Raw genomic sequence first — 25169 nt, 5'->3', positions numbered from 1 at the left:
GGCGATCAGCCCCCGTTCCCAAGATCACGGAAGCTGCACGCGCCGTTTGCGGCTCGTGGAGCGCCGGCGCCGGCACCGGGCGCGGGTGACGATACGAGTCCGGGGCCATGCACTGCGGCGGTGCCGGCCGGAGAGCCGGCACCGGAGATATCGCCCAGGTCGCGCAGCGCGCGGCGAAGAATGTCGATCACCAGGTCCGCACCCGCCCGCATCGGATTGATCCGCACCGTCCAGTCGGCAAGCTCCGGCGCGTCCTCCAGGGCGGAACGGGACATTCGGTAGAAGAGCGGAGCGATCTCGTAGCGGGAGTTGGCACCGACGGGATACGGGGCGGCGCCGTACCGGGCCGCGGCGGCCGGCACCGCACGGGCCACCGGCCGGTCCAGCCGCAGCAGCAGACAGCGGTCCTGGACATTGGCGATCCGCACCTCGGCGACCCCGGGCACCTCCCCGGCCGCCAGCCGCTCGGCGACCTCCGCGCCCGTCCTGGACTGCACCGCCCACATCACCGGTACGTGGCTGAGCGCCCGCAGCGCATCCAGCGCCTGGTGTCCCTGCACCTGGCCGCCGCCCGAGTAATTGTCGTCATGCACTCGCTCCACAAGATCCCGTGCTCCGACGACAGCGCCCACCCCCTCTGGGCCGTGCAGTTTGAACAGGGAGAAACAGGAAGCGTCCGCGCCCAGTTCCACACCGCACTCGGGCACCCGGAAGACCGCGTAGTTGTCGTCCACGATGGTGCGCACGCCGGCGGCCCGGCAGGCGGCGAGCACTTCGCCCGGATCGTGGGAATCCGCCGCTCGCTGCCGGGTGTGCTGGACGAACGCCCACCGGAACCGGCCGGAGGACAACGCCCGGTCCAGCGCGGCACGGTCGTCGAAGTCCGCCTCGACCGGCGCCACCCCCAGCCCGCGCAGGGCGGTGCCGGTGGTCCGGTAGACCGGTGCGCGGTGCACGAGCAGTGGATCACCCGCGCTCAGCACGGCGCCGAGCGCGGCCCGGATGGCCCCCGTGCCCGCACCCTGCACCAGCGCCGCGGCCGGAGCCCCGAAGAACTCCGCGAGGACGGCCTCGACCCGCGCGGTGGTACGCGGACGCCCCAGCCCCGGCACGATGCCCGCATCCGCCTCGAAGAGCTGCTGGCCCTCGAAATGCCGGGCGACGCACTCCATCAGCCGGAACTGGTTCGCCACCGCGTCCTCCAACGCGACCGTCGGCAACGGAAACGTCCGGGGCAGCCGTACGCTCATGCCAACGACTCCCTTCCCGCCCGGCCGCTGTCCCGGGCCGTGCCCGCGGGCCGCTGCCGAACCGGCTGTCCGGCCGGCGCCTCCCAGGCCGTTCTCTCCCCGCCCGTGAGGAAGCGCAGCGGATTGCGGCGGGTCAGCAGATCGATCAGCTCGTCGTCCGCTCCGGCGGCCCGCACGCGCGGCAGGAAGGACCGGAACAGGTGCCCGTAACCCTGACCGCCCTCGTCGACCAGATAGCCGTGCCGTGAGATATCACAACTGAGCAGTACGCGGTCCGCGTGCCCGGCCTCCAGCAATGCGAGCAACAGCCGCAGCCTGGTCGCGTCGCTCTGATAGTTCTCCTTGCCGACGGTGTCGAAGGCGACATACGCGCCTGCCGCCGCCAGCTTCCGATGCGCCGCGGGGTCGTCGAGCAGGTCCTGATGGCCGACGCTGATCCGATGCGGTGCCAACCCGGCCGCGGTCAGTACGTCCAACTGGGCGAGGCCGCCGTGCCCCAACTGCGCGTGGGTCGCCAGGGACAGCCCCGTGGTGACGGCGGCACGGGCGGCCGCGGTGAGTGTACGGACCTCCGGCTCGCTCGGCAGATCCCCGTGACTGCCGGCTTCTCCGATCACGCCGGGGTACGGGCCATCGGCGCCCATGCCGCTCTCGATCTCCTCGACCAGGATGTCCGTCAGCTCCCCAATGCTCGCGCCGGCCACCTCGGCCGGATGGAATGCTTCGTGATACCAGCCGGTGCCCGCCACGACCGCGACCTCCGACTCCCGGGAGATACGGGCCAGCGCAGCAGGGTCCCGCCCCATTCCCCGGCAGGTCAGCTCGACGACGAGCGACAGCCCGAACCGCTGGCGGACATCGGCAAGTTCGCCGACCACCGCCTCGAAGTGCCGGGCCTCCAGTGAGGCCGCACGGTCGGTGGGCCGGGCGAGATCGAGGGCGAGATGCTCGTGGGCGAGCACGGGGCCCAGCACGGCGGTCGCGGGCAGCGGGCCGGTGACGGTCCGCAAGAGGGAGTTCATGGGCCCTGCCTTTCCCGGCGTACTCCTACGCCTGCTCAGCTCTTGATCGGGGTGAAGAGGTGCAGCCAGTACAGAAGGTTGAGGACGATGCCGGTCACGACGACCGCGGCGGGCGCGGCGGCCATTCGGACCACCACCCGGCCCATTGCCTCATTGAGCAGATAGAGGCCGCCGGCTATGAGAATCCCGAGCCCGCCGCCCATGGCATGGGCGGCCATCAACGACCCGAAGAGGATGGCCAGTTGCAGGGTGTCGCCGATGGCGCTGCGCAGGTGCTCCGAGGAGTCGCGCACCGAAGGAAGCCGGCCCAGCGCCTTGCCGATCCAGCTCAGCGCCAGCACCTCGGCGGCGAAGACCAGAGCGCCGCAAACCAACGCCAGCCAGGGACTCGGTACCAGATAGCCGATGGGGTAGACGAGCGTGAACCCGACGGTTCCGTACGCGCCAGAGGCCAGCGCGGTGGTGGCGATCAACGGGAGGAACCCGAGGGCCCGGTAGAAGTCGACCTGTGCGGCTTCCGCGTAGTGGCCCTTGGCGATCAGGAAACTGGTCGCCTCCCCGCCGCCGAACACATGTAGCCGGCACAGCAGGCAGACACCCGCACCCAGGACCATGAACAACGGCAGGTGCCGGCGCAGTCGAGCCGCGCTGGCGCCGAACAACGACGCCATCGGATCCGTCTCCCCGGGGCCGGACGGTATACCTGCCGTGACCGTCGGGACCTCGCCGTCCGCCGACAGCGCCGCGTCCGCGACCGCCCGCTCTGCCGCCCGGCGTTGCCGTACGTCCCTGCTCACCGCGAACCCGATGAGGATCAGCACACCGACTGCCATGGCCGGTGCCCCGGCGAACACATCGGGCCACACCTTCATCGTCAGCACGACCAGTGCCAGCTCCACCGCCCCGGCCAGGGCGCCCCGCAGCTTCCCGAACTGCTTGGTGATCGCCAGCACCGGAAACAGCGTGAAGAGGAAGAGGATCGGCGTCGCCATCTGCTGCAGGGCGGTCAGGAAGTCGACCGGGAGATCGTGCGCCAGGCTGTTGGCACCGTTCAGGCCGAGCACGATCACCCCGCCCCACGCGCCGCCCAGCAGCGGGGCGAGCCACTTCTTCCGCGCCAGGAGCCCCAGGATGTCGGTGGGCAGGAAGAGCAGCCAGGGATTGAGCACCCCGGAGGACAGTGCCATCGGTGCGCCCAGCCCGAAGATGAACCCGGCGGAGAGACCGAAGGACACCGCCGTGGTGGCGCTCCGGGTCGTACGGCCCTGAACGAAGTCCAGCAGGAAGGGCCGGACGCCGTCGTTGAAGACGGCGAGCGCCAGGTGCGAGAGGAAGGCGGTCAGCGCGCACAGGGCTACGACGGTCAGTTTCTGCGCCGGCGAGAAGTCGAGACCGGTGCTCGCGGCGAGGACGGTGCTGCTCACGGGGTCACTCCTTTGTGCCCTGGCACGTCATCGGGGATACGGCCCGCGGGGCCGAGGTCCGCCGGGCCCCTGGGGAGGTCCGGCACGGTCACGTACGGGCGGCTATGGCCCCGGCCAGAGCGGGCGTGATCGCGTTGACCTGGTCCACGGCGAAGCCGAACACTTTCTTGCCCTGCTCCAGCAGTGCGTCGATCTCGTCCGCGGAGGGCACGGAGCGGCCGAAGGTGTGGCAGGTGGCGGTGCCCAGCAGCCCGACCAGGACGCCCAGCGACGCTCCCGCCCCCGTCTGGCAGGTGCCCAGGAAGTAGTCGGCCCGACCGGCCCGCAGATGCGCCGCGGCGTCCATGTCATTGCTGACCACGACCTCGACGCCGGGCAGTGCCAGCCGCCGCACGGTGTCCGCGACCTCGGTCTTGGCGACACCGCCGGTGAGGATGACCGTCATAGTGTGTCCTTTCGCAGAACGGCGAGGTGCATCGCCAGGAAATTGATCTCCGACTCGGGGAGCGGCGCGCCGAGGGCGCGCTCGGCCCGTAGAGAGACGGCTCGGGCCCGTTGGACGGCGTGCGGGTGGTGCGCCAGTTCCGCGGCCACCACGTCGTCGGTGCGGAATTCCTCCACCGGCTCGCCGTCCTGCAGCCGGGTCAGTGCCATCAGCAGATGGCTGGTGAGCATCCCTGTCGTGTCCTCGGTGACCGCGCATCCTTCGGCGGCCAGCGCGTCCAGTTCGGCCCGGACGAACGCGGCGACCTCGGGCCGCACCTGACCGCTCTCCACAAAGAGCCGGATCCGCTGCGCGAGCAGGGGGTCCATCGTCGTCCTTCCCGGTAGCCAACGACAGGTTTGGGTTTCTCGAAGCTGGGGTGAAGCACGAGAGCGGATGTGAAGCGCGGGCGGTATCGCCGGCCGGCAGGCTCCATGCCACGGTCGGACCGGCACCTCTGCCCTCACCGGGCTCGCAGGACCTGGCCAGGCCCGGCCGGGCCACGGCCGTCTCGAACGGTTCGGTGTCTCAGTAGGAAGGCATGCGCTCCCCTCGCAGCACCTCGGTCTGCAGACTGGTGACGGCCTCCAGATCAAGCGCTCCGCTCACCGCTGCCAGCGCCTCGCTGCCCTCGCTCCGGGCTATCAGCGCCGCGCTGGAGTTGCGGAGCGACAGATCGCCGGTGATCTCGTCGCCGAGCGGCAGCACGTCCACCTCACCGCCCAGCTGTCCTTGCACCTCGTCGAGGTTCCAGACGGTGGCGTCGGCCCGGTCGTGGGCGAACAGGTCGTACAGCTGCATGAACGAACTCTCCAGCCATGTCACGTCCGCGCGGTCGGCGAACGCCCGCTCGGCCAGCACCCGTTGGTCCTCCGACGTCCGATCCACCGCAACCCGCAGACCCTCGCGGTCGAGTTGGACGCCATGCCGCAACAGCAGCCCGTGGGCACCGACATAGGTGGCCGGACCCAGATCGGCGATCAGGTCGATCGGATGCTCCTCCATCAATGTGTCGGCGGAGAAGCGGGACAGCACCGCCAGGTCGACCTTCCCGTCCAGCAGCGCGGCCACGCGGGTCGCCGCGCCGCGCATGAAAGTGATGGCAAACGGCGCTCCCGCCTCCTCGAACGCGGCACGCAGTCCGGTCGCCAGGCCCTCGTAGCGACGCGAGTAGGGCAGCGGCATCGCGGCGAGGACGGTGCCCAGCCCGGCCAGGCGCCACAGTATGGTGCGGTCGGCGCGGACCAGGAAGGTGCCGAGGTGGCCGCGGGCCACCGTGTCTATAGCGCCTGATTCCTCCAGTAGTTGCAGCGCGGCCTGCACCGTCCCGTTGCCCACACCGAGCTCCTCCGCGAGGTCGCGCACCCGCGGGAGCCGTGCGGCCTCGCCCTCGGTGGGCTGGTTGATCAAGAGGGCGGCGAGCCGCCGGGCGGCGTGTCCGTTGCGGGTCAGGAACCGTTCGTCGATGCTGTTCATGGAAATGACAGTAAACAGAATTCTGGATATTGGGTATCGCTCGCAGGGGTGAATGCGCGAAGCGCCGCGGTGACGCGCTCACGCGTGCTCACGGCTACGGCGGAGAGAGGGGAGAGGGCTCCACCGGCAAGCCCGGCCGCAGCGACCAGCCCCGCCGCGCGCAGCGGAACAAAGAGAAAGGTGAACGGTGACGTGGACAGCGTGCGCCGTGGGCCCGGGCCGGCAGGACCGGGAACTCGCATCGCGGTCGGCGGAGCCCTGGCGAAAGCCCAGCAGGCAGCGGCGAGTTCCCGTGGATCAACCCATCAGGACATCGGCAGGGTGGGACAGGACCGGCAGCATCGAGGCGAATCGCAAGGTTCACGTGCGGGCGATGAGATAGCGGAATACGTTCGCCATCCAGACCGTGCCGTCCGGGCGCTGGTGCGGATGCAGCGCCTCACCCAGTTCCTTCTCCACCTGGGCCTGGTCGGTGACCTCCAGCGCTGCGTCGAACAGACCCGTCGACAGCAGTCCACGCACCGCGCTCGGCAGGTCGCCGTAGCCGAACGGGCAGGCCACCCGTCCCGAACCGTCAGGTCGCAGCCCCGCCCGGTCGGCCAGGTCTTCGAGGTCGTCACGGCCGCTGGGCCGCCAGCCACCCGCCGTGCGCAAGGGGTCCGCCAGTCGCTGGGCCACCCGCAGCACGCTCGCCGTGGCGCACCTTTCCACCGGCCCCCAACCGCCCAGCACCACGGGACTGCCGCGCTCCGCGAGCCCGGCGGACGTCACCAGCGAAGCCGTCAGGCCCTCGATACTGCTGACACAGCCCACGGGATGAAAGGCCGTCACCAAGTTGAACGCGGCGCCGCTGGGGTCCGCCGCCCGCTCCGGGCCGCCGCACGCCAGTACGGTGGCACGCGCCGCGCCGTCCCGGGGCTCGCGCGCGGGGTCGGGCGTCAGCCGTTCCCGCGCCAGATCCAGCCGTTGTTCGTCCACGTCCACACCGCAGACCTGTGCGCCGCGCGCGGCGGCGATCAGCAGCGCGAGCCCGGAACCGCAGCCCAGCCCGAGCAGCCTGGTGTGCGGCCCGACATCCACCCGCTCGTAGACGGCCTCGTACAGCGGCACCAGCATCCGCTCCTGGATCTCGGCCCAGTCCCGGGCGCGCGCACAGGAGTCGGTCGGTGCGGAAGGGCCGTACGGACCGGGAGAACCGGACTGCTGAAGGTGATGCTGTGCGAGCGTGGATGTCATTGAAAGCGCCCCAATCCGCCGAGAACCCGAAGCTGTCAGTGGTCGATCGCCCCCGTGGCCCGCCCCTGTGTTCGCGTCGTGCGCCCCCGCATTCCAGACAACTCCCCATCCATGTCGGAGTCCAGAGGTGCGCCGGGGTTGTCTCCCGCGCGCCCCTCAGTGCGCCGGGGTGCTTTTCGGGACGGTGACGCAAACTGTCGCGCCCGCACCACGTACGCCAGGGCCAAGGTGCCCGTTCTCCCACCTCAGGCGGACGACATTCCCCGTGGACAACAAAGCTTCCGGGCGGCGGCGCTCGCCGCCGGGACCCGCACTCCCGCTTCACGCGGGACCCGCCTGCGGACGCAGGGGCGCCGTACGGTGTCTACAAGCCGGCGGCGGGGCGGTGCCGGGAGCGGACACGCCTCCCGGTAGCATCGCGATCGTCGCGTACGCCGCCGAGCCCCACCGGACTCCACCGGCGTCACGCCGCGACCCACGGACCACGGATGTCCAGGCGCGTACACATCTCTTACGCGCCGGGGCGTACGCGTGGGTACGCCCCGGCTTGGCACCTGACGCGCGCCTTCTCCGCAGTTCTGCGCACACGCCGTCCTCGGAACCCATGACCAGAAACTGACCGGTACGTGCAAATTATTTGAGATGCCCCGTAATCGGAACACTGGAAGGGCCCGGCTCGTTGTCACGACGTGAGCACGACACCGCCTGTTCTCGCCGCCGAGCTGGCGCTCGCGTGGGCCGACATTCAACGGCACCACCCCGAGCTGCCGGACCTGGCCGCGCCCGAATCCTTGATCGGGGAGTCGTCGTCCGCCTGTGGCGCCGAGCTCTCCTTCGAACGGCTGCTGCACGAGGCAGTCCACGGCATCGCCGCCGCCCGCGGCGTCCGTGACACCTCGCGCGCAGGCCGTTACCACAACCGACGATTCCTCGCCATCGCCGAGGAGTTGGGCCTCGACCACGTCGACGAGCCGCACCCGAGCAGCGGCTTCTCGTTGGTCACGCTCAACCCCGAGGCCAGAAGGCGCTACCGCCCCACCATCGAGCGGCTCGCCAGAGCCCTCAAGGCGCACTCCGCCGCGACCACGGCCGACAGCGCCCGCAGCTTCCGGGGGCCGGCCGCACGGCACGGCTCGTCCGGTGGTGGTGTACGCGTCAAGGCTGTCTGTGATTGCGGCCGGAATGTCCGGGTCGTCCCGTCCGTGCTCGCGCAGGCCCCCATCGTCTGCGGCGGCTGCGGCAAGCCGTTCCGGATTCCCGAGGTGGCCGCGGTCGGCTGACCTGGAGTGGTGTGGCACAATGGCTAGCTGTACTCGACAGTCGCATAGGACCCCTCTCTCCTCCGGCTGGCGCGTCCATCGGGCACCCGAGTACCGCAACCCCACGTGGCATCCCGTTGTGCCCAACCACGTCAAGACCAGGAGACACCACTCCCGTGGCAGTCAAGATCAAGCTGAAGCGTCTGGGCAAGATCCGCGCGCCTCACTACCGCATCATCATCGCCGACTCCCGTACCCGCCGTGACGGCCGGGCCATCGAGGAGATCGGTCTGTACCACCCGGTGCAGAACCCGTCGCGTATCGAGGTCGACTCCGAGCGTGTCCAGTACTGGCTGGGTGTCGGCGCGCAGCCGACCGAGCCCGTCCTGGCCATCCTCAAGGTCACCGGCGACTGGCAGAAGTTCAAGGGTCTGCCGGCCCCGGCGCCGATGAAGGTCGCCGAGCCGAAGGCCGACAAGAGCGCCCTGTTCGAGGCTCTGGCCAAGGACGCCGGCGACGAGCCGAAGGGTGAGGCGATCACCCCGAAGGCGAAGAAGGCTGACAAGAAGGCGGACGAGGCCGAGGCCGAGTCCACCTCCGAGTCGACCGAGTCCTGATCATGCTCGAGGAGGCCCTCGAGCACCTCGTGAAGGGCATCGTCGACAACCCCGACGACGTGCAGGTCGCCTCGCGCACCCTGCGTCGCGGGCGCGTGCTGGAGGTCCGGGTCCACCCCGACGACCTCGGTAAGGTGATCGGCCGCAACGGTCGCACCGCGCGTGCCCTGCGGACGGTCGTAGGCGCCATCGGCGGCCGTGGCATCCGGGTCGACCTCGTCGACGTGGACCAGGTCCGCTGAGCAGAACCGGGGCACCGGGGACCTCCCCGGACCAGGCAGTACCGGCACGGGCCGGGGAGGGCTACGGCTCACCCCGGCCCGTTGTCATAGGCATCTGCGACGATGCCTGTATGACCGTAATCACCGATCGATGAACCACGACGGCGAGCACCACCACCGCGAGAGCGGCGGCGGCCGCCGCGAAGAGGGGCCATTGTGCAGCTGGTAGTCGCGCGGATCGGCCGCGCCCACGGCATCAAGGGCGAGGTCACCGTCGAGGTGCGGACCGACGAGCCGGAACTGCGGCTCGCGCCCGGCGCCGTGCTCGCCACGGACCCGCCCGCCGCCGGCCCGCTGACCATCGAGACCGGCCGGGTGCACAGCGGGCGTCTGCTGCTGCGCTTCGAGGGCGTCCGGGACCGTACGGGCGCCGAGGCCCTGCGCAACACGCTGCTGATCGCGGAGGTCGACCCCGAGGAGGTCCCCGAGGACCCCGAGGAGTTCTACGACCACCAGCTCGTCGATCTCGACGTGGTCACCACCGACGGTACGCAGATCGGGCGCATCGCCGAGATCTCCCACCTGCCCTACCAGGATCTGCTGATCGTCCGCCGTCCGGACGGCGGCGAAATCATGATCCCGTTCGTCTCCGAGATCGTGCCGGAGATCGACCTCGCGGAGCAGAAGGCGGTCATCGACCCTCCGGCCGGCCTGCTCGACGACAGCCAGGCCGAGATCGCCTCCGCCCGTGACGCCGGCGAGGACGTGTGATGCGACTCGACATCGTCACGATCTTCCCGGAGTACCTGGAACCGCTGAACGTCTCCCTGGTCGGCAAGGCACGCGCCCGCGGCCAGCTGGACGTGCGCATCCACGACCTGCGGGACTGGACGCACGACAAGCACAACACCGTCGACGACACACCGTACGGCGGCGGCCCCGGCATGGTCATGAAGCCCGAGCCGTGGGGCGAGGCGCTGGACTCGATCATCGACTCCCAGGAGGGCGACCCGGTCATCGTCGTCCCCACACCGAGCGGCCGGCCCTTCACCCAGCAGCTCGCCGTCGAGCTCTCCGAGAAGCCCTGGCTGGTCTTCACCCCGGCCCGCTACGAGGGCATCGACCGCCGCGTCATCGAGGAGTACGGCGACCGCGTGGACGTCCGCGAGGTCTCCATCGGCGACTACGTCCTGGCCGGCGGCGAGGCCCCGGTCCTGGTCATGGTCGAGGCCGTCGCCCGGCTGCTGCCCGGCGTGCTGGGCAACTCGGCCTCCCACCAGGACGACTCCTTCGCTCCCGGCCCGATGGCCGACCTCCTGGAAGGCCCCGTCTACACGAAACCGCCCGAGTGGCGCGGCCGGGGCATCCCCGAGGTGCTGCTCAGCGGCCACCACGGCAAGATCGCCCGCTGGCGCCGCGACGAGGCGTTCCGCCGTACCGACCGCAACCGCCCCGACCTCATCGAGCGCGCCGACCCGGCCGCCTTCGACAAGAAGGACCGCGAAACCCTCTCGATCCTCGGATGGGCCGAGGGAACGAACGGCCGATTTGGGCGTACGAGCGACGCCGTGGAAGAATAGGCCGCTGCTGTGTGCGTCCGGCGTGCGCCCCTGCCACAGGGGGAACGACGCCCGCCCGACGGAACGGCAACCTCATCATCATTTTCCAGTTCCGTTGATGACCTGTGGCATCAACGAAGAAAGCAGTGGGTCATGAACCTCCTCGACTCCGTCGACTCCGCGTCGCTGCGCAGCGACATCCCGAGCTTCCGCCCGGGTGACACCGTCAACGTCCACGTGCGCGTCATCGAGGGCAACCGCTCCCGTGTGCAGCAGTTCAAGGGCGTCGTCATCCGCCGCCAGGGCGCCGGTGTGCGCGAGACCTTCACGGTCCGCAAGGTCAGCTTCTCCGTCGGCGTCGAGCGCACCTTCCCCGTGCACACCCCGATCGTCGAGAAGATCGAGCTGGTGACCCGCGGTGACGTGCGTCGCGCCAAGCTGTACTACCTCCGTGAGCTGCGCGGCAAGGCCGCGAAGATCAAGGAGAAGCGCGACAGCTGAACAGACGTCCGGCGTCCTGGACCGGCCGGATAGGCTCAGGGTCCGATGGACACCGACGCACAGCTTTCGGAGCGCGACCGCTCTCCCGCCCCCGAGCAGGGGCCGGAGCAGGGGTCGCGCTCCGCGTGTTTTTCCGCACGCCCCGCTGAGCAGGGGAGCGAGGCCGAGCAGTCAGACTCCGATCAGCAGGCGGATCAGGACGGGGAGGCCGGAGGAGAAGCGCGAGGGCGCCCGGCGTCCCGCCTCCGACGGCTCGCCTCCCGGCCGGCCGCGGCCCTGGCCGCCCTCTGGCACCGCCCCGTCCTGCTGCTGGCGGTCTGCGTGGCATTCGTCCTGCTGCTCAGCACCTTCGTGATCCAGCCCTTCCTGATCCCCAGCTCGTCCATGGAGAACACCCTGCGGATCGGCGACCGGGTGCTGGTGAACAAGCTGGCGTACCGCTTCGGCGGCGAGCCGCGCCGGGGCGACGTGATCGTCTTCGACGGCACCGGTTCGTTCCTGCAGAGCGAACCGACGGAGAACCCGGTCAGGGGGCTGATCAGGGGAGCCGGCGCGGCACTGGGCCTGGCCGAGCCCGCGGCCACCGACTACATCAAGCGCGTCATCGGCGTCGGTAGGGACCGGGTGACCTGCTGCGACAAGCAGGGGCGGATCAAGGTGAACGGCGAACCGGTGGCTGAGGGCTACCTGTATCCGGGGGACGCGCCGTCCTCCGACGCGTTCGACATCGTGGTGCCGGAGGGGAAGCTGTGGGTCATGGGAGATCACCGCGGCGCATCACGTGATTCACGGGACCACCTCGGCGAACCGGGGGGCGGCACCGTTCCGGTCGGCAAGGTGATCGGCCGCGCCGACTGGATCGCCTGGCCGGCGGATCGCTGGACGACCCTGCACCGACCGCGTGCCTTCGACGGCATACCAGGCCCGGCAGGCAGCCATGGGTAACCGGGGGCGGTCCAAACGCGGGCACCGGGGGGCAGTGGATGCGGATGCGGGCGCGTTGAGCGCGGAGGGGGCGTGCGGGGAGGGTTCGTACGGGACGTATGAGGACGGAGCGTACGGGACGTACGACGGGTACGCGGGCGGTCCGTACGGAAGCGGCGATCATGAGGGTGGACCGTACGCCCGCAGGGGACCAGGGGGCGGCGGAGGGGAACCGTACGGCCCGGGGGCCCCGGAGGACGGCGATGACGCCGGTGTCGTGACGCGCACGATCAGGCCCGCCACCGGAGGCCGTGCCGAGCGGCGGCGCCTGGCCCGCCGCATCAAACGCCGCAGGCGTCGCTCCTACCTCAAGGAAATACCGATCCTCATAGGCGTGGCCCTGGCCATCGCGCTGGTGCTCAAGACCTTCCTGGTCCAGGCGTTCGTGATCCCCTCGGGCTCGATGGAGCAGACCATCCGGATCGGCGACCGCGTCCTGGTCGACAAGCTCACCCCCTGGTTCGGCTCCGAGCCCGAGCGCGGTGACGTGGTCGTCTTCAAGGATCCCGGGGGCTGGCTCAAGGGCGAGCAGGTCAAGACCGCTGACGATCCGGTCGTGGTCAAGCAGATCAAGGAGTTCCTGACCTTCATCGGGCTGCTTCCGTCCGCCGACGAGCAGGACCTGATCAAGCGCGTGGTCGGCGTCGGAGGCGACACCGTCAAGTGCTGTGACAAGAAGGGTCACGTCACGGTCAACGGCACGCCCTTGGACGAACCGTACATACATCCGGGCAACCCGCCCTCGCAGTTCTCCTTCGAGGTCAAGGTTCCCGTCGGGCGGATCTTCGTGATGGGCGACCACCGCTCCAACTCGGCGGATTCGCGGTACCACCTGGACGAGCCGTACCGTGGGACGATCTCGGTGGACAGCGTGGTGGGCCGGGCCGTGGTCATCGCCTGGCCGGTGGGGCACTGGCGCCGCCTGGAGGAGCCGGAGACCTATGCGACGGTGGGCGACGCGCCGGGTGCGAGGGCGACGTCGGGGCACACGCCGCATAGTGTGTCTCCCGACAGTTTGTCCGTACTCCCGACCCCTGCGGAACTCCCGCTCGTTATGGGAGTGGTGGGCCTGCACCGACGATCGGGCGGGCGGTGGCGTGGAGTAAGGAGTGGATGTGGGGGACTTGGCGGTCGGCGCGCGGTCCGGAACCGGAGAGCCCGAAGAGCCGGCGGGAAGCGGTGAGTCCGCACAGACCGCCGCGCCCGGTGGGCCGGCACGGCCGGTGGATCCCGGACAGCCGACGGGCCCCGGAAGGCCGCCCGGTCCGGGAGTCTCGATGGACAAGGAACAGCCGGCGGACGAGGAGGAGAGCGGCAGCGTGAAGAAGGGCAAGAAGCCGCGTGCCTTCTGGAAAGAGCTGCCGATCCTCATCGGAATCGCGCTGGTCCTGGCTCTGATCATCAAGACGTTCCTGGTACAGGCGTTCTCCATCCCGTCCGACTCGATGCAGGACACCCTGCAGCGTGGCGACCGGGTCCTGGTGGACAAGCTCACCCCGTGGTTCGGTTCGGAGCCGGAGCGCGGCGAGGTCGTCGTCTTCCACGACCCGGGCGGCTGGCTGAACGAGGTGCCCACCCCCGAGCCCAACGCCATCCAGCAGGTGCTCAGCTTCATCGGCCTGATGCCCTCCGCCGAGGAGAAAGACCTGATCAAGCGGGTCATCGCGGTCGGCGGCGACACCGTGGAGTGCCACGGCACCGGTCCGGTCAAGGTCAACGGCACGCCGCTGAAGGAGGACGAGTACCTCTTCCCCGGCAACACGCCCTGCGGTGACAAGGAGATCGACAAGATCACGGTGCCCAAGGGCAGCATCTGGGTGATGGGCGACCACCGTCAGGACTCCCTCGACTCCCGCTACCACACGAACCTCAAGGGCAACGGCACGGTCGAGGTCAAGCAGGTCGTGGGGCGCGCCTTCACGATCGCCTGGCCGATCAACCGCTGGTCGTGGCTGTCGGTGCCGGACACGTTCGACCAGCCCGCCCTGAACAAGGCCATGGCGGCGACGCCGGCGGCGCTCGGGCTCGTGGGTGCGGTGCCGATCGTGCTGTGGCGGCGCCGCAGGCGGACCGCACGCGCGGCGCGGGCCACGGAGCAGGCGTCTGACTGAACGAGTGACCGGGACGCGCACGAGGTGCGCGGTCCGGTAGCCGGCTGAACCGGAACACCGGGTACGCATTCCGCGCGTACCCGGTGTTTCGTCGTCCCGGGCGGCTCATGGTGCTGACTGGGGAACGTACGCCCGGGTAGGGTCCGTCGCAGATCTTCGACGCGGGTCGGGCTCGCGGGGTGGGAGCTGGGATGAGCAGCAGAGAACGGGCGGGTGACGATCGCGGCCGGACGGTGGGCAGCGTGCTGTCGGGTGTGGTCGTGGCCGTCGGCTGTGTGCTGTTCCTGGGCGGCTTCGTATGGGGAGCACTGACGTACCGTCCCTACACGGTGCCGACCGACTCGATGGCACCGACGATCGGGGTGGGGGACCGGGTCCTGGCCGAACAGGTGGACGGCGCGGAGGTGCGGCGCGGTGACATCGTGGTCTTCCGGGACTCGGTGTGGGGCGATGTGCCGATGGTCAAGCGGGTCGTCGGGGTCGGCGGTGACACGGTCGCCTGTTGCAGCAAGGACGGCCGGCTGACGATCAACGGCAAGCCCGTCGAAGAACCGTATCTGCACGCCAAGGGCCCGGCCTCGCCGACCGGCTTCAGCTCGAAGGTCCCGGTGGGCCAGCTCTTCCTGCTCGGCGATCACCGCAATGACTCCCTGGACTCCCGGACGCACCTCAAGGACGCCGATCACGGCACCGTGTCACGCGCCGCGGTGGACGCGCGGGTGGACGCCAGGGCGTGGCCGCTCGGCAGCATGGGGATGGTGGAACGGCCGGCCGGGTTCTCCGCGATGCCCGGCGGTACGTCGCAGCCCGGTCCGGTGCGGACGATCGTGATCGCGATCGTCGCCGGCGCGGTGCTGATCCTGGGCGGCGCGGCGTACGGGCCGGTGGCGCGACGCAGAAGGCGGAGGAGTGGCTGAGGTGACGGACGAGGCGAGCGGGGTGTCGGACGGAACTGTACGGGGCGGCGGCGTGCCGGAAGGGGATGCGCCGGACGGTGATCTGGTAGCCGGGGAAGCGACGTCGGCCGGGGGACTTGCCGGTGGGTACCCGGGTGCAGCGGCGGCCACGGCCCGCCCGCCGGTGGAGGTGCGGCAGGTCGCGCGTGTGGTGCTGCTCGACCCGGACGACCGGGTTCTGCTGTTGCACGGTTATGAGCCGGACGATCCGTCCAGCACCTGGTGGTTCACGCCGGGTGGCGGCCTGGAGGGCACGGAGACCCGGGAGGAGGCGGCCCGCAGGGAGCTGGCCGAGGAGACCGGGATCACCGATGTGGAGCTGGGCCCGCTGCTGTGGAAGCGGCGCTGTTCCTTCCCCTTCGACGGACGGCGCTGGGACCAGGACGAGTGGTACTACCTGGCCCGTACGGATCGGACTGCAACCGAGATGTCTGGGCAGACGGATCTTGAGCGGCGCAGTGTGTCGGGACTGAGGTGGTGGACTTCGGAGGAACTCTCCGCGTCGCATGAGACGGTGTATCCGACAACATTCGCCGAGCTGCTGCGCAGGCTGCTCGACGAAGGGCCCCCTGGCGCGCCGGTGCTGCTGGCTACCGAGAGCGTCTGACGCACAATGGGGGGACGCACGGCTGAAGGGGATCTGCCATGAGCGCCGAGGACCTCGAAAAGTACGAGACCGAGATGGAGCTGAAGCTCTACCGGGAGTACCGCGATGTCGTCGGGCTGTTCAAGTACGTGATCGAAACCGAGCGTCGCTTCTACCTCACGAACGACTACGAGATGCAGGTCCACTCCGTACAGGGCGAGGTCTTCTTCGAGGTTTCGATGGCGGATGCCTGGGTCTGGGACATGTACCGGCCGGCTCGCTTCGTGAAGCAGGTGCGGGTGTTGACGTTCAAGGACGTGAACATCGAGGAGCTGAACAAGAGCGATCTGGACCTTCCGGGCAGCTGAGCCGGTGCGCGAGGTGCGATCGGCCGGGTCTTGCGCCGCGTGCTTCTCCCCGCGCTCTCGCTTTGCGTTCCTGCTTCGTGCTCCCGCTCCAGCCCTCCGTCACCGAGTCGAGTGACGAAGTTGTCCACAACCACTTGGTTGTCCACCAAGATCCAATAAGTCTGGGCTGAAGCGTCACAGTCGGTGCCGGAGGTGGTGCCGAGTGAACGCCACGAACGAGGGAAAACCCCAGGCAACCGCAGGTGGAAGCGGGCGCACAGGTGGAAGCGGTCGCAGTAGCCCTTGCGGCCCGTCCCGTCCGCGAAGTCCGGAGGGCCGGCTGTGGGGCCGGGGCGGACGAGTGGTCATGAACTGCGGGGACGGCCTGCCGCCTCCGCAAGGGGGCCCCGACGGCTCCCAAGGCCGCCGTCGGCCCCGACGTCTCGCTGTCGAAATCGCTGATCCCGGTGTTCCGCGCGTCACCAGCGCACGGCGGGCGCTCGGGCGATACGGAGAAGACCTGGCGGCACGACACCTGACCGCCATCGGTATGCGCATCCTCGACCGCAACTGGCGGTGCCAGGACGGCGAGGTCGACATCGTGGCCGCCGACGGCGACGCGCTGGTGCTCTGCGAGGTCAAGGCCCGCCGTGCGGGTGCGTACGAACATCCGATGGCCGCCGTACGCCCCGAGAAGGCCGCTCGTCTCCGCCACCTGGCCGAACGTTGGCTGGAACAGCACGGCGGTCCGCCGCCCGGCGGGGTGCGGATCGATGTCATCGGAGTGCTGCTGCCGTCACGCGGCGCTCCGCTCGTGGAGCACGTACGGGGGGTGACCTGATGGGATTCGCCCGAACGTGTTCGGTCGCGCTGGTCGGGGTCGAGGGCGTGGTCGTAGAGGTCCAGGCGGACCTGGAGCCGGGTGTGGCAGCTTTCACCCTCGTCGGTCTGCCCGACAAGAGCTTGATCGAATCGCGGGACAGAGTACGTGCCGCCGTGGTGAACTCCGGCGGCGAATGGCCGCAGAAGAAGCTCACCGTCGGCCTCAGCCCGGCCTCGGTCCCCAAGGGCGGGAGCGGATTCGATCTCGCGGTGGCCTGTGCGGTGCTCGGCGCGGCGGAACGGATCGACCCGCGCGAGCTGGCAGATCTCGTCATGATCGGCGAGCTGGGCCTGGACGGCCGCGTGCGGCCGGTGCGCGGCGTGCTCCCGGCGGTCCTGGCCGCGGCCGACGCGGGGTACCGCCAGGTCGTCGTACCGGAGAAGGCGGTGGCCGAAGCGTCGCTCGTTCCGGGAGTGGCCGTTCTCGGCGTACGCAGCCTCCGGCAGCTGATCGCGGTGCTCACCGACGAGCCGGTACCAGAAGAGGAGGAAGAGGACCTGGCAGCGGAGGGCCGCCCGGACCCGCTGCTGGCGGGGCTGGCCGTGCCCGGCAACGGAATCGGTGCGGAGCGTATGCAAGGGGACCGGGTGCCGGACCTCTCGGACGTCGCCGGACAACACGGTGCCCGTAAAGCCCTGGAAGTAGCGGCGGCCGGGCGCCACCACATCTTCTTCATGGGCCCACCGGGTGCCGGGAAAACCCTTCTGGCCGAACGCCTGCCCGGGCTGCTGCCTCGCCTTTCGCCGAAAGAGTCCCTTGAGGTGACGGCGGTGCATTCGGTGGCCGGCGCCCTGCCGCCTGGACAGCCTCTGGTGGACCGTCCGCCGTACTGCGCGCCCCACCACAGCGCGACCATGGCGTCTCTTGTGGGCGGTGGCAGCGGTTTACCACGGCCGGGGGCGGTCTCGCTGGCACACAACGGTGTCTTGTTTCTGGATGAGGCAGCCGAGTGCAACGCCCGGGTCCTGGATGCACTGAGGCAGCCACTCGAATGCGGATACGTCGTGGTGGCACGGGCCGCGGGAATGATGCGCATGCCTGCGAAATTCCTGCTCGCCCTGGCCGCGAACCCTTGTCCTTGCGGACGCCACGGCACCCTCGGCGGTGGCTGTGAGTGCCGCCCGTCCACCATCCGGCGCTACCGGGCTCGCTTGTCGGGCCCGCTGATGGACCGCGTCGATCTGCGGGTGACGGTGGAACCGGTGGCGCGCTCCGAACTGCTCGCGCTGGCCCAGAGCGCGGAATCCACCGCCGAAGTGGCCGAACGAGTACGAGCCGCCCGCGACCGCGCCGCCGCCCGCCTCGCCGACACACCGTGGAGCACCAACAGCGAGATCCCGGGCCACGAACTACGGACACGTTGGCAAGTGACCCCGGGCGCGTTGGCCCAAGCGGAACGAGATCTGGAAACCGGCCTACTGACGGCCCGTGGCATGGACCGCGTACTGCGCGTCGCCTGGACCTCCGCCGACCTGGCCGGCCACGACCGCCCCACGGCGGAGGACATCAACTGGGCCCTCGAACTGCGTACGGGGATCAAACGGGGGGTGCCGGTGGTGACGGGGGCTCGGTGAGGGGAGGGGGAGTCGGAGTGATCTGTGGTGGGAGCGCGAGAGGGGGAGGGGGCTGAGCTGGCTGGCGCGGGTGTGCCTAGGTGGGGTGGGGGCGGGAGAGCCTAAGACGTTGTTTCAGTTGGTGAGCTTGCGATAGCTGATGAGTGCTGCGGCGATGCCGACGAAGGCGAGGAAGTGCTCGGGCTTGCGCTCGTAACGGCGGTGCAGGCGGCGGCAGCCGGTCAGCCAGGACACGGTTCTCTCGACCACCCAGCGGTGGCGGCCCAGCCGCTGTGAAGACTCGGCACCCTTGCGGGCGATGCGGTGACGGATGCCCCGCTCACGAAGCCACCTTCGCAGGTGAGGGTAGTCGTAGCCCTTGTCGGCGTGCAGCTTGGCCGGCCGTCGGCGGCGAGGCCCGCGGCGGGAACGGATGGGCGGAATGCCACGCACCAGCGGCTGCAGGCCCAGGCTGTCGTGCGTGTTGGCGGCGGAGATGCCCAGCGACAGCGGCAGCCCGTTGCGGTCGGTGATCAGGTGGATTTTCGATCCGCTTTTGCCGCGGTCGGTCGGATTCGGTCCGGTCAGCGGCCCCCTTTTGCCGCTCTCAGGCTGACGGAGTCGATCGCGCACCGTGACCAGTCCAGCTCACCGCGGGCGCCAAGCTCGTCGAGGAGTACCCGGTGGAGCCTGGCCCAGACACGGTCTCGGCTCCAGTGGGCGAAGCGCCGGTAGACGGTGGGCCATGCAGGGCCGAAGACCGGCGGCAGCTGCCGCCAGGTGCAGCCCGAGGTGGCCACGAAGATGATCGCGGCCAGCGCCTCGCGATCCCCGGACCGCCGCCGGCCGCCGCCCTGCGGACGTTTGACCTCCGTGGGCGGTACCACCCGCCGGAACAACTCCCACAACTCATCGGGTACCAGCCGTTCCACCAAGCCCACCATGAGCGGCTCAACGACTCACCAGCACCAAAGGAAACGCTGTCTAAGAGAAGGGGCGGCCTCGGGAGGCGTTGCCTCGGAGGTATCGACGTGTGGAACGGCCTGCGACTTCACGTCCCCCGGCTCCCGCCCATCACCGATGACGACGTCTGAGTTCTACGTCGTAGAGCTGGATCCGGATGACTGAACACCGAATAGGCCGACGACGCGTGTCGGCCTGGCGGGTCGGCGTGCAAAGACCCAATTACCTCTTTCGGCTACATGGTGCTGTGCCGACTGGCATGGGAGCGCGAACGAAAGGAGCACGGGTGTGCGGGGGAATGCGAACTGCTCGGCGACGAGCAAGGGAAGGACAGAACATGCGTGAAGTAGGAGAGGAGGAGAGGAAGGTGCGCGCCGCGTTGACGCGTGTCGTAGAGCCTGGCGACGAGACGGTGGGGCGATGGCTGCGGCAGACGACGCCCGAACATCTCGTACAGGCTTTGGCGGGTGAGCGGGACATGCCGACGGGGGTGTCGAAGGAAAAGTTCGAGGGGCTACGGCTGCGGGCGACTCGGGTGGACCTGTGGAACAAGGCGGCCGAGGACCTTGCAGCCATCGCCGATCTTGGCGGCCGGTTCGTGTGCCCAGGGGACGACGAGTGGCCGCGGCAGCTGGACGATCTGGCGGACGGAAGGCCGATCGGCCTGTGGGTGCGCGGGAGTGCGAACCTACGGATGTGGGCGCTGCGATCCGTGGCGGTCGTCGGCGCTCGGGCCTGCACGGAGTACGGCGCTCACATGGCGGCCACGCTGGGCGCGGGCCTCGCCGATCGCGGGTGGACGGTGGTGTCCGGTGCTGCTTACGGAGTGGACGGAGCGGCGCATCGAGGGGCGCTGGCCGCAGAAGGAGCCACGGTTGCGGTACTCGCCTCCGGTGTCGATTTCGCCTACCCGCGGGGACACACCGACTTGATTCAACGGCTGGCGGAACAAGGTCTGGTGGTCGCGGAGTTGCCGCCGGGGGACCACCCGACACGCAGCCGTTTCATCCTGCGCAACCGAGTTATCGCCGCTCTGACCCGGGGAACGGTGGTCGTTGAGGCTGAAGTGCGCAGCGGATCGCTGGTCACCGCTCGGCGAGCGACGGAACTGGGCCGGTTCACCATGGGGATGCCGGGGCCCGTCACCAGCGGACTGTCGGCCGGCGTGCATCAGTTGCTGCGCGGCGAAGCTGTCGTGGTCACCAACGCCGCTGAGGTGAGCGAGCTGGTCGGCAGTATCGGTGACCTCGCCCCCGTGCAGCGCGGGCCTGTGTCCGCCCGGGACCTCCTGGATCCGGTGGCGAGCCGGGTGCTCGAAGCGGTGCCCGCGCGAGGTGGAGCGGACGCACGACGGCTGGCGCGGGACGCGGGCACGGCAGAGGAAGTGACGCAAGGCAAGCTCTTCGAGCTGCAGTCGCTGGGATTCGTTCAAAGGTGTGGTGATGTCTGGGAGTTGGCGCGGCGGTCCGCGGCTGTCGCGGGCTCCCGGCGAGGCGGTCCTTGACCTGGGGTGAACGGGTGAAAGGGTGAGAGGAATGACCGCAGGATCCAGGTTTGCCATGCTTCGGTTCGTGGGGCTCCGCCATCGCCGGACGGTGGCGGAGCGCGTCGGTCGTCGCCATGCCCGTTGGGTGGCGAAGTCGCGTACAGAGGAGCGTACGCCGGGCGCCCGAAACGCTGCTCCCGCCCCCTGGGAGTGGAATCGGTGCTGTCCTCTTTAACCCGGGGGTGCGGGCAGCGGAACGTATCTGCGCACTCCCGAACGACCCTTCATCGCGCATCGCAACACTGCAGTCACGCTACGCTCACGAGTAATTCCATCCTCACGCACGTGTTCCCCAGTGTTTCGGCAGAACGGCTCAAGGCGACGAATGCCCCAGCACACCTCCGGGTCCGACCGCGCGGCCGCGCCCCCCGCCGCGCGCGGTAGCGTGCGCCCCGCCGCGCCCACCTCCCTGGAGGAACTGTGGCGCGCCTACAAGACCTCGGGCGACGGACGGCTGCGCGAGCAGCTGATCCTGCACTACTCGCCCTTGGTGAAGTATGTCGCCGGCCGGGTCAGTGTCGGCCTGCCGTCCAACGTCGAGCAGGCCGACTTCGTCTCCTCCGGAGTCTTCGGGCTTATCGACGCCATCGAGAAGTTCGACCCCGAGCGTTCGATCAAGTTCGAGACGTATGCCATCACGCGTATCCGGGGCGCGATGATCGACGAACTGCGGGCACTGGACTGGATCCCGCGATCCGTACGGCAGAAGGCCAGGGCGGTCGAGCGTGCGTACGCCACGCTGGAGGCCAAGCTCCGGCGCAGTCCGTCCGAGGCGGAAGTGGCCACGGAGATGGGTATCGCGCTGGAGGAACTCCACGGGGTGTTCAGCCAGTTGTCGTTGGCCAATGTCGTCGCCCTGGAGGAGCTGCTGCATGTCGGCGGCGAGGGCGGTGACCGGCTGAGCTTGATGGACACGCTGGAGGACACGGCTGCCGACAACCCGGTCGAGGTGGCTGAGGACCGCGAACTGCGGCGGTTGCTCGCCCGCGCCATCAACACGCTTCCCGAACGCGAGAAGACCGTCGTCACGCTCTATTACTACGAGGGCCTCACGCTCGCCGAGATCGGCAATGTCCTCGGCGTCACGGAGAGCCGGGTCAGTCAAATCCACACCAAGTCCGTCCTGCAGCTCCGTGCCAAGCTGGCGGATGTGGGCCGCTGAGCTGGGGGCTCGGGATACGGCTTCGCTCGTCGTCGCGCCCCTCTGTTACGGGTGTGGGGCGCCCGTCCAGGGGAGTGCGGGGAAGGGGGAGTGGTCGTTGTTCGTCTGGGCCACTCGGGGAAGGCGGGGCGCGCTATGGCGGGGCTGTTCGTGTGCCGGCTCCTACCGGACTTTCTCGGGGGGGGGGGGGGCTGTTGCCGAGGTCGTTCGATTGGCCTTTCAGCCGCTCCTTTTGGTTCCTCCCCCCCGCCCCCACCCACCCACCGCCTCCACCTCCGCCTCCACCGCCTCGGTCGCCATCGCCTCGGTCTCTGCCACCTCCTACTCGGCCTGGAGATGACGCCTGGCCTCCGCCGCCCGGGTTCGAGCTCCATCGCCCGGGTTCGAGCTCCGCCGCATACGTTCCGAGCGCGGAGCTTGACCCACGAATGAGTCGGCCAGCCCCCGACTGGGTCCGCGGCCTGCGCTGCCACCCGAGAGCGGCTCGCTTCGCCGAACGTGGGACCTCGACCCACTGGTGACCACCACGCCCGGCTTCCGCGGTCAGCTGTCGCGCGGGCGCCCGCTCACCGTGGTTCGTCGCTCACCGCTCGCCGACCGGGTGGCCGGCCCTCGGCATCCGCCGTCACAGGCTCGCGCTCGGCGTCAGCGTTCGGTCCCAAGCCGATGCCGTACCGCGTCAGACGTCCAGCACCCGTAGGCCCCCGCCCATTCGCCGCTCTAGACATGCACGCACCTGCACGTCTGATCCGCCACACCTGCCCGCCCCTCCGGCCCTGTCTGCTGCCGGGGCGGCGCGTATCGCCTCCCTTGTGGTTTCCTTCCGTTCCCTCCGCTTTTCGCCGAGCAGTGTGCCGCCCCTTTCCAGCGCCCCGACATGGACACATCGTGATGCGGAGTGCCGTGTCAGGCGTGCCATCCGTAGAGTGGTGGCGTGCCCAGGATTCGAGCGGCCTCAGTGGCCGAGCACCGGACGATGCAGCGTGGCGCCCTTTTGGACGCCGCCCGCACCCTGCTGTCCGAAGGCGGGACCGAGGCGTTGACCTTCCCCGCCCTCGCCGAGCGCACGGGTCTCGCGCGCTCCTCCGTCTACGAGTACTTCCGTTCCCGCGCGGCCGTCGTCGAGGAACTGTGTGCGGTCGACTTCCCCGTGTGGGCGGCCGAGGTCGAGGCTGCGATGGAGCGGGTCGAGACGCCTGAGGCCAAGATCGAGGCATACGTACGGCAACAGCTCGCGCTGGTCGGCGACCGCAGGCACCGGGCTGTCGTCGCGATCTCGGCAGGTGAGCTGGACGCCGGCGCGCGGGAGAAGATCCGTGCTGCGCACGGCGGTCTCATTGCGATGATCGTGGAGGCCCTGGCCGGTCTCGGTCACGAGCAGCCGCGACTCGCCGCCATGCTGCTGCAAGGCATCGTCGACGCCGCAGTTCGCCGTATCGAGCTCGGGGCCGCGGAAGACCCGACACAGATCACGGAGGCCGCGGTCGCCATGGTCCTGGGTGGCGTAAAGGGCTGATCGGTTCATCCGTCGTCCCGCCATGGCTGGGCCGCTTTCCTGCCAGGTCCTCCTCGCCTTCTGCGCCCTGCCTCCATGCCCCTCGCTTCTCTGAGATGAACGGCGGCCGGAGCGGTTGGCTGTCGACTTCGGGGTATGAAGCCGTTCCCGTTGCCCGGTGACGCTGGGTAGGGCGGGGCTCGCGTCTGTACCCGGCTTCGCCCGAATCCCGTAGCCCGCGAGTGTCCCGGCGGTGAGGCATCCCGGGGCCCCGATGCGTCGCTCGGCTCCGGTACGCCGGTGACCGGGAGGAGCCGCGAAGGTGCGGGGTGCAGCATCGATGGGGGGAGCAGGGAGAGCGGGTCCAGGTAGGTCTTGTCGCGGAGCAGGCCCCAGTGCAGGCACGGGCCGGAGCAGTGGAAGGGGCCTGGGCCGAGGGTCGCTACTGGCTGGCCTGCGGTGACGTGGTCGCCCTTCTGGACGGTCGGCTCCACCGGTTCGTACGTGGTGCGGAGCGGCGGAGTGCCGGACGCCGATACCTCGATGGACAGGACGCCCCGGCCCGCCACCTTGCCGGCGAAGAGGACGCGGCCCGGGGCGGCCGCACGTACCGTCGCCTTCGCGGATGCCAAGAGGTCCACACCCCGATGGCCGGGCGCCCAAGGGGCGGGCGGAGGCTCCCAGCCGCGCGCGACAGTGGGCCGCGCGCCGGCCGCTCCGACGACCGGCCACGCCCGTCCGCCGACTGGTTCCGATGGTTCCGAGGAGTCCGTGTCCGCGGCTGAGAGGGGGCCTGGCTTGGGGGCGGCGGGGGTGCTCGACGACGATGCCGACCGGTGATTCGGGGATGCCGTCGGCTCCACGGGATTCGGCGCCCCGTCCCCGGTGAGCGTGCCACCCGCTGCGGCTGCTCCGGCGGACAGCACGGCCAATGCGGTGCCTGCCGCCCACATGGTCAGGAGGCGGACGGTCGCGGGAGAGGACCGCAAGGGGGGCCCTGCCTTCCTTCTGTAGGCGGGGCGGGCGGGTCCGGATAGTGCCGTATGGGGACTCGATGTCTGGTGGCGGCGCGGGCTGCGCACGCGGCACACGGCGAGCAGCAGGTACCGAGTGATGACGCGGGGCCGGATGATTACGGTACGTACGGCTTCAGGAACGGTTCGTAGGTGCATGTCGCGACGATGACGTGTCTCGTCGCAGCTTGGGGATCTTGAGCTGCATCAGTGGATTACCGACGGGTTGTGTACAACGCCGTCACCCTGGCGATACCGCGTACTGGTCCCGCACCGCCCTTCCACCACTCCGGCCACCCCAGTCGTCCCGCCATCCCGGCCATCCCGGCCCCACCCCGGGCCGCTGCGGGGTGGGGTGGGCGTGGCTGGGGGAGTGGCGTGGCTGGGGCGAGGCGACGGACGAGGTTAGACGGGCCCCGCCCCCCCCCGCCCCGCATGGCCGAAAGGAGCGTGTCGCCCGTCCCTTCGGCGGTCCCGTACACTTCTTGTGGCGATCCGGGTCACCGGGTCGACTTCGCACG

General features: G+C 69.8%; 26 protein-coding genes. 17 read left to right on the top strand and 9 right to left on the bottom strand.

The window, feature by feature from the left end; all coding sequences use genetic code 11:
* Positions 1 to 5 precede the first annotated feature (5 nt).
* The 7 genes from ACH4FX_RS25725 to ACH4FX_RS25695 form a co-directional block, all read right to left on the bottom strand.
* Entirely contained in the window at positions 6 to 1250 is a 1245-nt protein-coding gene (locus tag ACH4FX_RS25725) for an aminotransferase class V-fold PLP-dependent enzyme (RefSeq protein ID WP_398482691.1), read from the bottom strand.
* Positions 1247 to 2272: a phosphotriesterase gene (locus ACH4FX_RS25720; RefSeq protein ID WP_398482689.1), complete on the bottom strand. Its 1026-nt coding sequence runs from the start codon at positions 2270 to 2272 to the stop codon at positions 1247 to 1249. The genes ACH4FX_RS25725 and ACH4FX_RS25720 overlap by 4 nt, the downstream gene beginning before the upstream one ends.
* Before the next feature lie 35 nt (positions 2273 to 2307).
* Positions 2308 to 3696 (bottom strand): YhfT family protein, encoded by a 1389-nt coding sequence (locus ACH4FX_RS25715; protein ID WP_398482687.1) that lies wholly within the window; start codon positions 3694 to 3696, stop codon positions 2308 to 2310.
* A gap of 88 nt (positions 3697 to 3784) precedes the next feature.
* Positions 3785 to 4141 (bottom strand): DUF2620 family protein, encoded by a 357-nt coding sequence (locus ACH4FX_RS25710; RefSeq protein WP_398482686.1) that lies wholly within the window; start codon positions 4139 to 4141, stop codon positions 3785 to 3787.
* Positions 4138 to 4509, bottom strand: coding sequence for a PRD domain-containing protein (locus tag ACH4FX_RS25705; protein WP_398482684.1), 372 nt, complete (start codon positions 4507 to 4509; stop codon positions 4138 to 4140). Before ACH4FX_RS25705 ends, ACH4FX_RS25710 begins: the two co-directional genes overlap by 4 nt.
* A gap of 199 nt (positions 4510 to 4708) precedes the next feature.
* Positions 4709 to 5656, bottom strand: coding sequence for a GntR family transcriptional regulator YhfZ (gene yhfZ, locus ACH4FX_RS25700; RefSeq protein ID WP_398482682.1), 948 nt, complete (start codon positions 5654 to 5656; stop codon positions 4709 to 4711).
* A gap of 360 nt (positions 5657 to 6016) precedes the next feature.
* Positions 6017 to 6892, bottom strand: a complete 876-nt coding sequence (locus ACH4FX_RS25695) for a methyltransferase domain-containing protein (RefSeq protein WP_398482680.1) — start codon at positions 6890 to 6892, stop codon at positions 6017 to 6019.
* 689 nt (positions 6893 to 7581) lie between these two features.
* Between ACH4FX_RS25695 and ACH4FX_RS25690 the strand changes: the two genes are divergently transcribed.
* The 14 genes from ACH4FX_RS25690 to ACH4FX_RS25625 all read left to right on the top strand — a co-directional run bounded on the left by ACH4FX_RS25690 (position 7582) and on the right by ACH4FX_RS25625 (position 18490).
* Positions 7582 to 8172, top strand: a complete 591-nt coding sequence (locus ACH4FX_RS25690; protein WP_003980231.1) for a hypothetical protein — start codon at positions 7582 to 7584, stop codon at positions 8170 to 8172.
* 155 nt (positions 8173 to 8327) lie between these two features.
* Positions 8328 to 8768: a 30S ribosomal protein S16 gene (rpsP, locus tag ACH4FX_RS25685; RefSeq protein ID WP_003980230.1), complete on the top strand. Its 441-nt coding sequence runs from the start codon at positions 8328 to 8330 to the stop codon at positions 8766 to 8768.
* A gap of 2 nt (positions 8769 to 8770) precedes the next feature.
* On the top strand, positions 8771 to 9010 hold the full coding sequence (locus tag ACH4FX_RS25680; RefSeq protein WP_003980229.1) for an RNA-binding protein: 240 nt from the start codon (positions 8771 to 8773) through the stop codon (positions 9008 to 9010).
* A gap of 195 nt (positions 9011 to 9205) precedes the next feature.
* A complete protein-coding gene (rimM, locus tag ACH4FX_RS25675; protein WP_398482677.1) occupies positions 9206 to 9760 on the top strand; it encodes a ribosome maturation factor RimM in 555 nt (184 codons plus the stop codon).
* Positions 9760 to 10569 carry a tRNA (guanosine(37)-N1)-methyltransferase TrmD gene (gene trmD / locus ACH4FX_RS25670; RefSeq protein ID WP_398482675.1) on the top strand — a complete coding sequence of 270 codons (810 nt, stop codon included), beginning with the start codon at positions 9760 to 9762 and terminating at the stop codon, positions 10567 to 10569. The genes rimM and trmD overlap by 1 nt, the downstream gene beginning before the upstream one ends.
* Before the next feature lie 132 nt (positions 10570 to 10701).
* Entirely contained in the window at positions 10702 to 11049 is a 348-nt protein-coding gene (rplS, locus tag ACH4FX_RS25665; RefSeq protein WP_398482673.1) for a 50S ribosomal protein L19, read from the top strand.
* 45 nt (positions 11050 to 11094) lie between these two features.
* On the top strand, positions 11095 to 11994 hold the full coding sequence (lepB, locus tag ACH4FX_RS25660) for a signal peptidase I (protein ID WP_398482671.1): 900 nt from the start codon (positions 11095 to 11097) through the stop codon (positions 11992 to 11994).
* A 256-nt stretch (positions 11995 to 12250) separates the two neighbouring features.
* A complete protein-coding gene (lepB, locus tag ACH4FX_RS25655) occupies positions 12251 to 13216 on the top strand; it encodes a signal peptidase I (protein WP_398482670.1) in 966 nt (321 codons plus the stop codon).
* Complete coding sequence (gene lepB / locus ACH4FX_RS25650) at positions 13158 to 14144, top strand: signal peptidase I (RefSeq protein ID WP_398482804.1); 987 nt, start codon at positions 13158 to 13160, stop codon at positions 14142 to 14144. Before lepB (ACH4FX_RS25655) ends, lepB (ACH4FX_RS25650) begins: the two co-directional genes overlap by 59 nt.
* 191 nt (positions 14145 to 14335) lie before the next feature.
* Positions 14336 to 15061, top strand: coding sequence for a signal peptidase I (lepB, locus tag ACH4FX_RS25645; RefSeq protein ID WP_398482668.1), 726 nt, complete (start codon positions 14336 to 14338; stop codon positions 15059 to 15061).
* Between the two features lie 169 nt (positions 15062 to 15230).
* Complete coding sequence (locus tag ACH4FX_RS25640) at positions 15231 to 15707, top strand: NUDIX hydrolase (RefSeq protein ID WP_398482802.1); 477 nt, start codon at positions 15231 to 15233, stop codon at positions 15705 to 15707.
* Positions 15708 to 15745: 38 nt separating this feature from the next.
* Complete coding sequence (locus ACH4FX_RS25635; protein WP_003980220.1) at positions 15746 to 16054, top strand: DUF2469 domain-containing protein; 309 nt, start codon at positions 15746 to 15748, stop codon at positions 16052 to 16054.
* A gap of 433 nt (positions 16055 to 16487) precedes the next feature.
* On the top strand, positions 16488 to 16874 hold the full coding sequence (locus tag ACH4FX_RS25630; protein WP_398482800.1) for a YraN family protein: 387 nt from the start codon (positions 16488 to 16490) through the stop codon (positions 16872 to 16874).
* Entirely contained in the window at positions 16874 to 18490 is a 1617-nt protein-coding gene (locus ACH4FX_RS25625; protein WP_398482666.1) for a YifB family Mg chelatase-like AAA ATPase, read from the top strand. The genes ACH4FX_RS25630 and ACH4FX_RS25625 overlap by 1 nt, the downstream gene beginning before the upstream one ends.
* Positions 18491 to 18604: 114 nt before the next feature.
* On the opposite strand, the gene ACH4FX_RS25620 is transcribed toward ACH4FX_RS25625, so the two are convergent.
* Positions 18605 to 19413, bottom strand: a protein-coding gene (locus tag ACH4FX_RS25620; protein ID WP_398482664.1) for an IS5 family transposase whose coding sequence is annotated in 2 segments (ribosomal slippage) — positions 18605 to 19063 and positions 19066 to 19413 — 807 coding nt in all. Because the reading frame shifts where the segments join, the coding sequence is not laid out codon by codon here.
* 317 nt (positions 19414 to 19730) lie between these two features.
* Between ACH4FX_RS25620 and dprA the strand changes: the two genes are divergently transcribed.
* The 3 genes from dprA (at position 19731) to ACH4FX_RS25605 (ending at position 23656) form a co-directional block, all read left to right on the top strand.
* Positions 19731 to 20936: a DNA-processing protein DprA gene (dprA, locus tag ACH4FX_RS25615; protein ID WP_398482662.1), complete on the top strand. Its 1206-nt coding sequence runs from the start codon at positions 19731 to 19733 to the stop codon at positions 20934 to 20936.
* A gap of 367 nt (positions 20937 to 21303) precedes the next feature.
* Entirely contained in the window at positions 21304 to 22140 is an 837-nt protein-coding gene (gene whiG, locus ACH4FX_RS25610; protein WP_398482660.1) for an RNA polymerase sigma factor WhiG, read from the top strand.
* Between the two features lie 976 nt (positions 22141 to 23116).
* Positions 23117 to 23656 carry a TetR/AcrR family transcriptional regulator gene (locus tag ACH4FX_RS25605; RefSeq protein WP_398482799.1) on the top strand — a complete coding sequence of 180 codons (540 nt, stop codon included), beginning with the start codon at positions 23117 to 23119 and terminating at the stop codon, positions 23654 to 23656.
* Positions 23657 to 23661: 5 nt separating this feature from the next.
* Here ACH4FX_RS25605 and ACH4FX_RS25600 read toward each other — a convergent pair whose 3' ends face one another.
* Positions 23662 to 24588 (bottom strand): murein hydrolase activator EnvC family protein, encoded by a 927-nt coding sequence (locus ACH4FX_RS25600; RefSeq protein ID WP_398482797.1) that lies wholly within the window; start codon positions 24586 to 24588, stop codon positions 23662 to 23664.
* Positions 24589 to 25169: the final 581 nt, after the last annotated feature.

The organism is Streptomyces sp. NPDC018019, assembly GCF_044327805.1.
In the GTDB taxonomy this organism is placed as follows: Bacteria; Actinomycetota; Actinomycetes; order Streptomycetales; family Streptomycetaceae; genus Streptomyces.
This window is presented reverse-complemented; position numbering and strand designations above follow the sequence as displayed.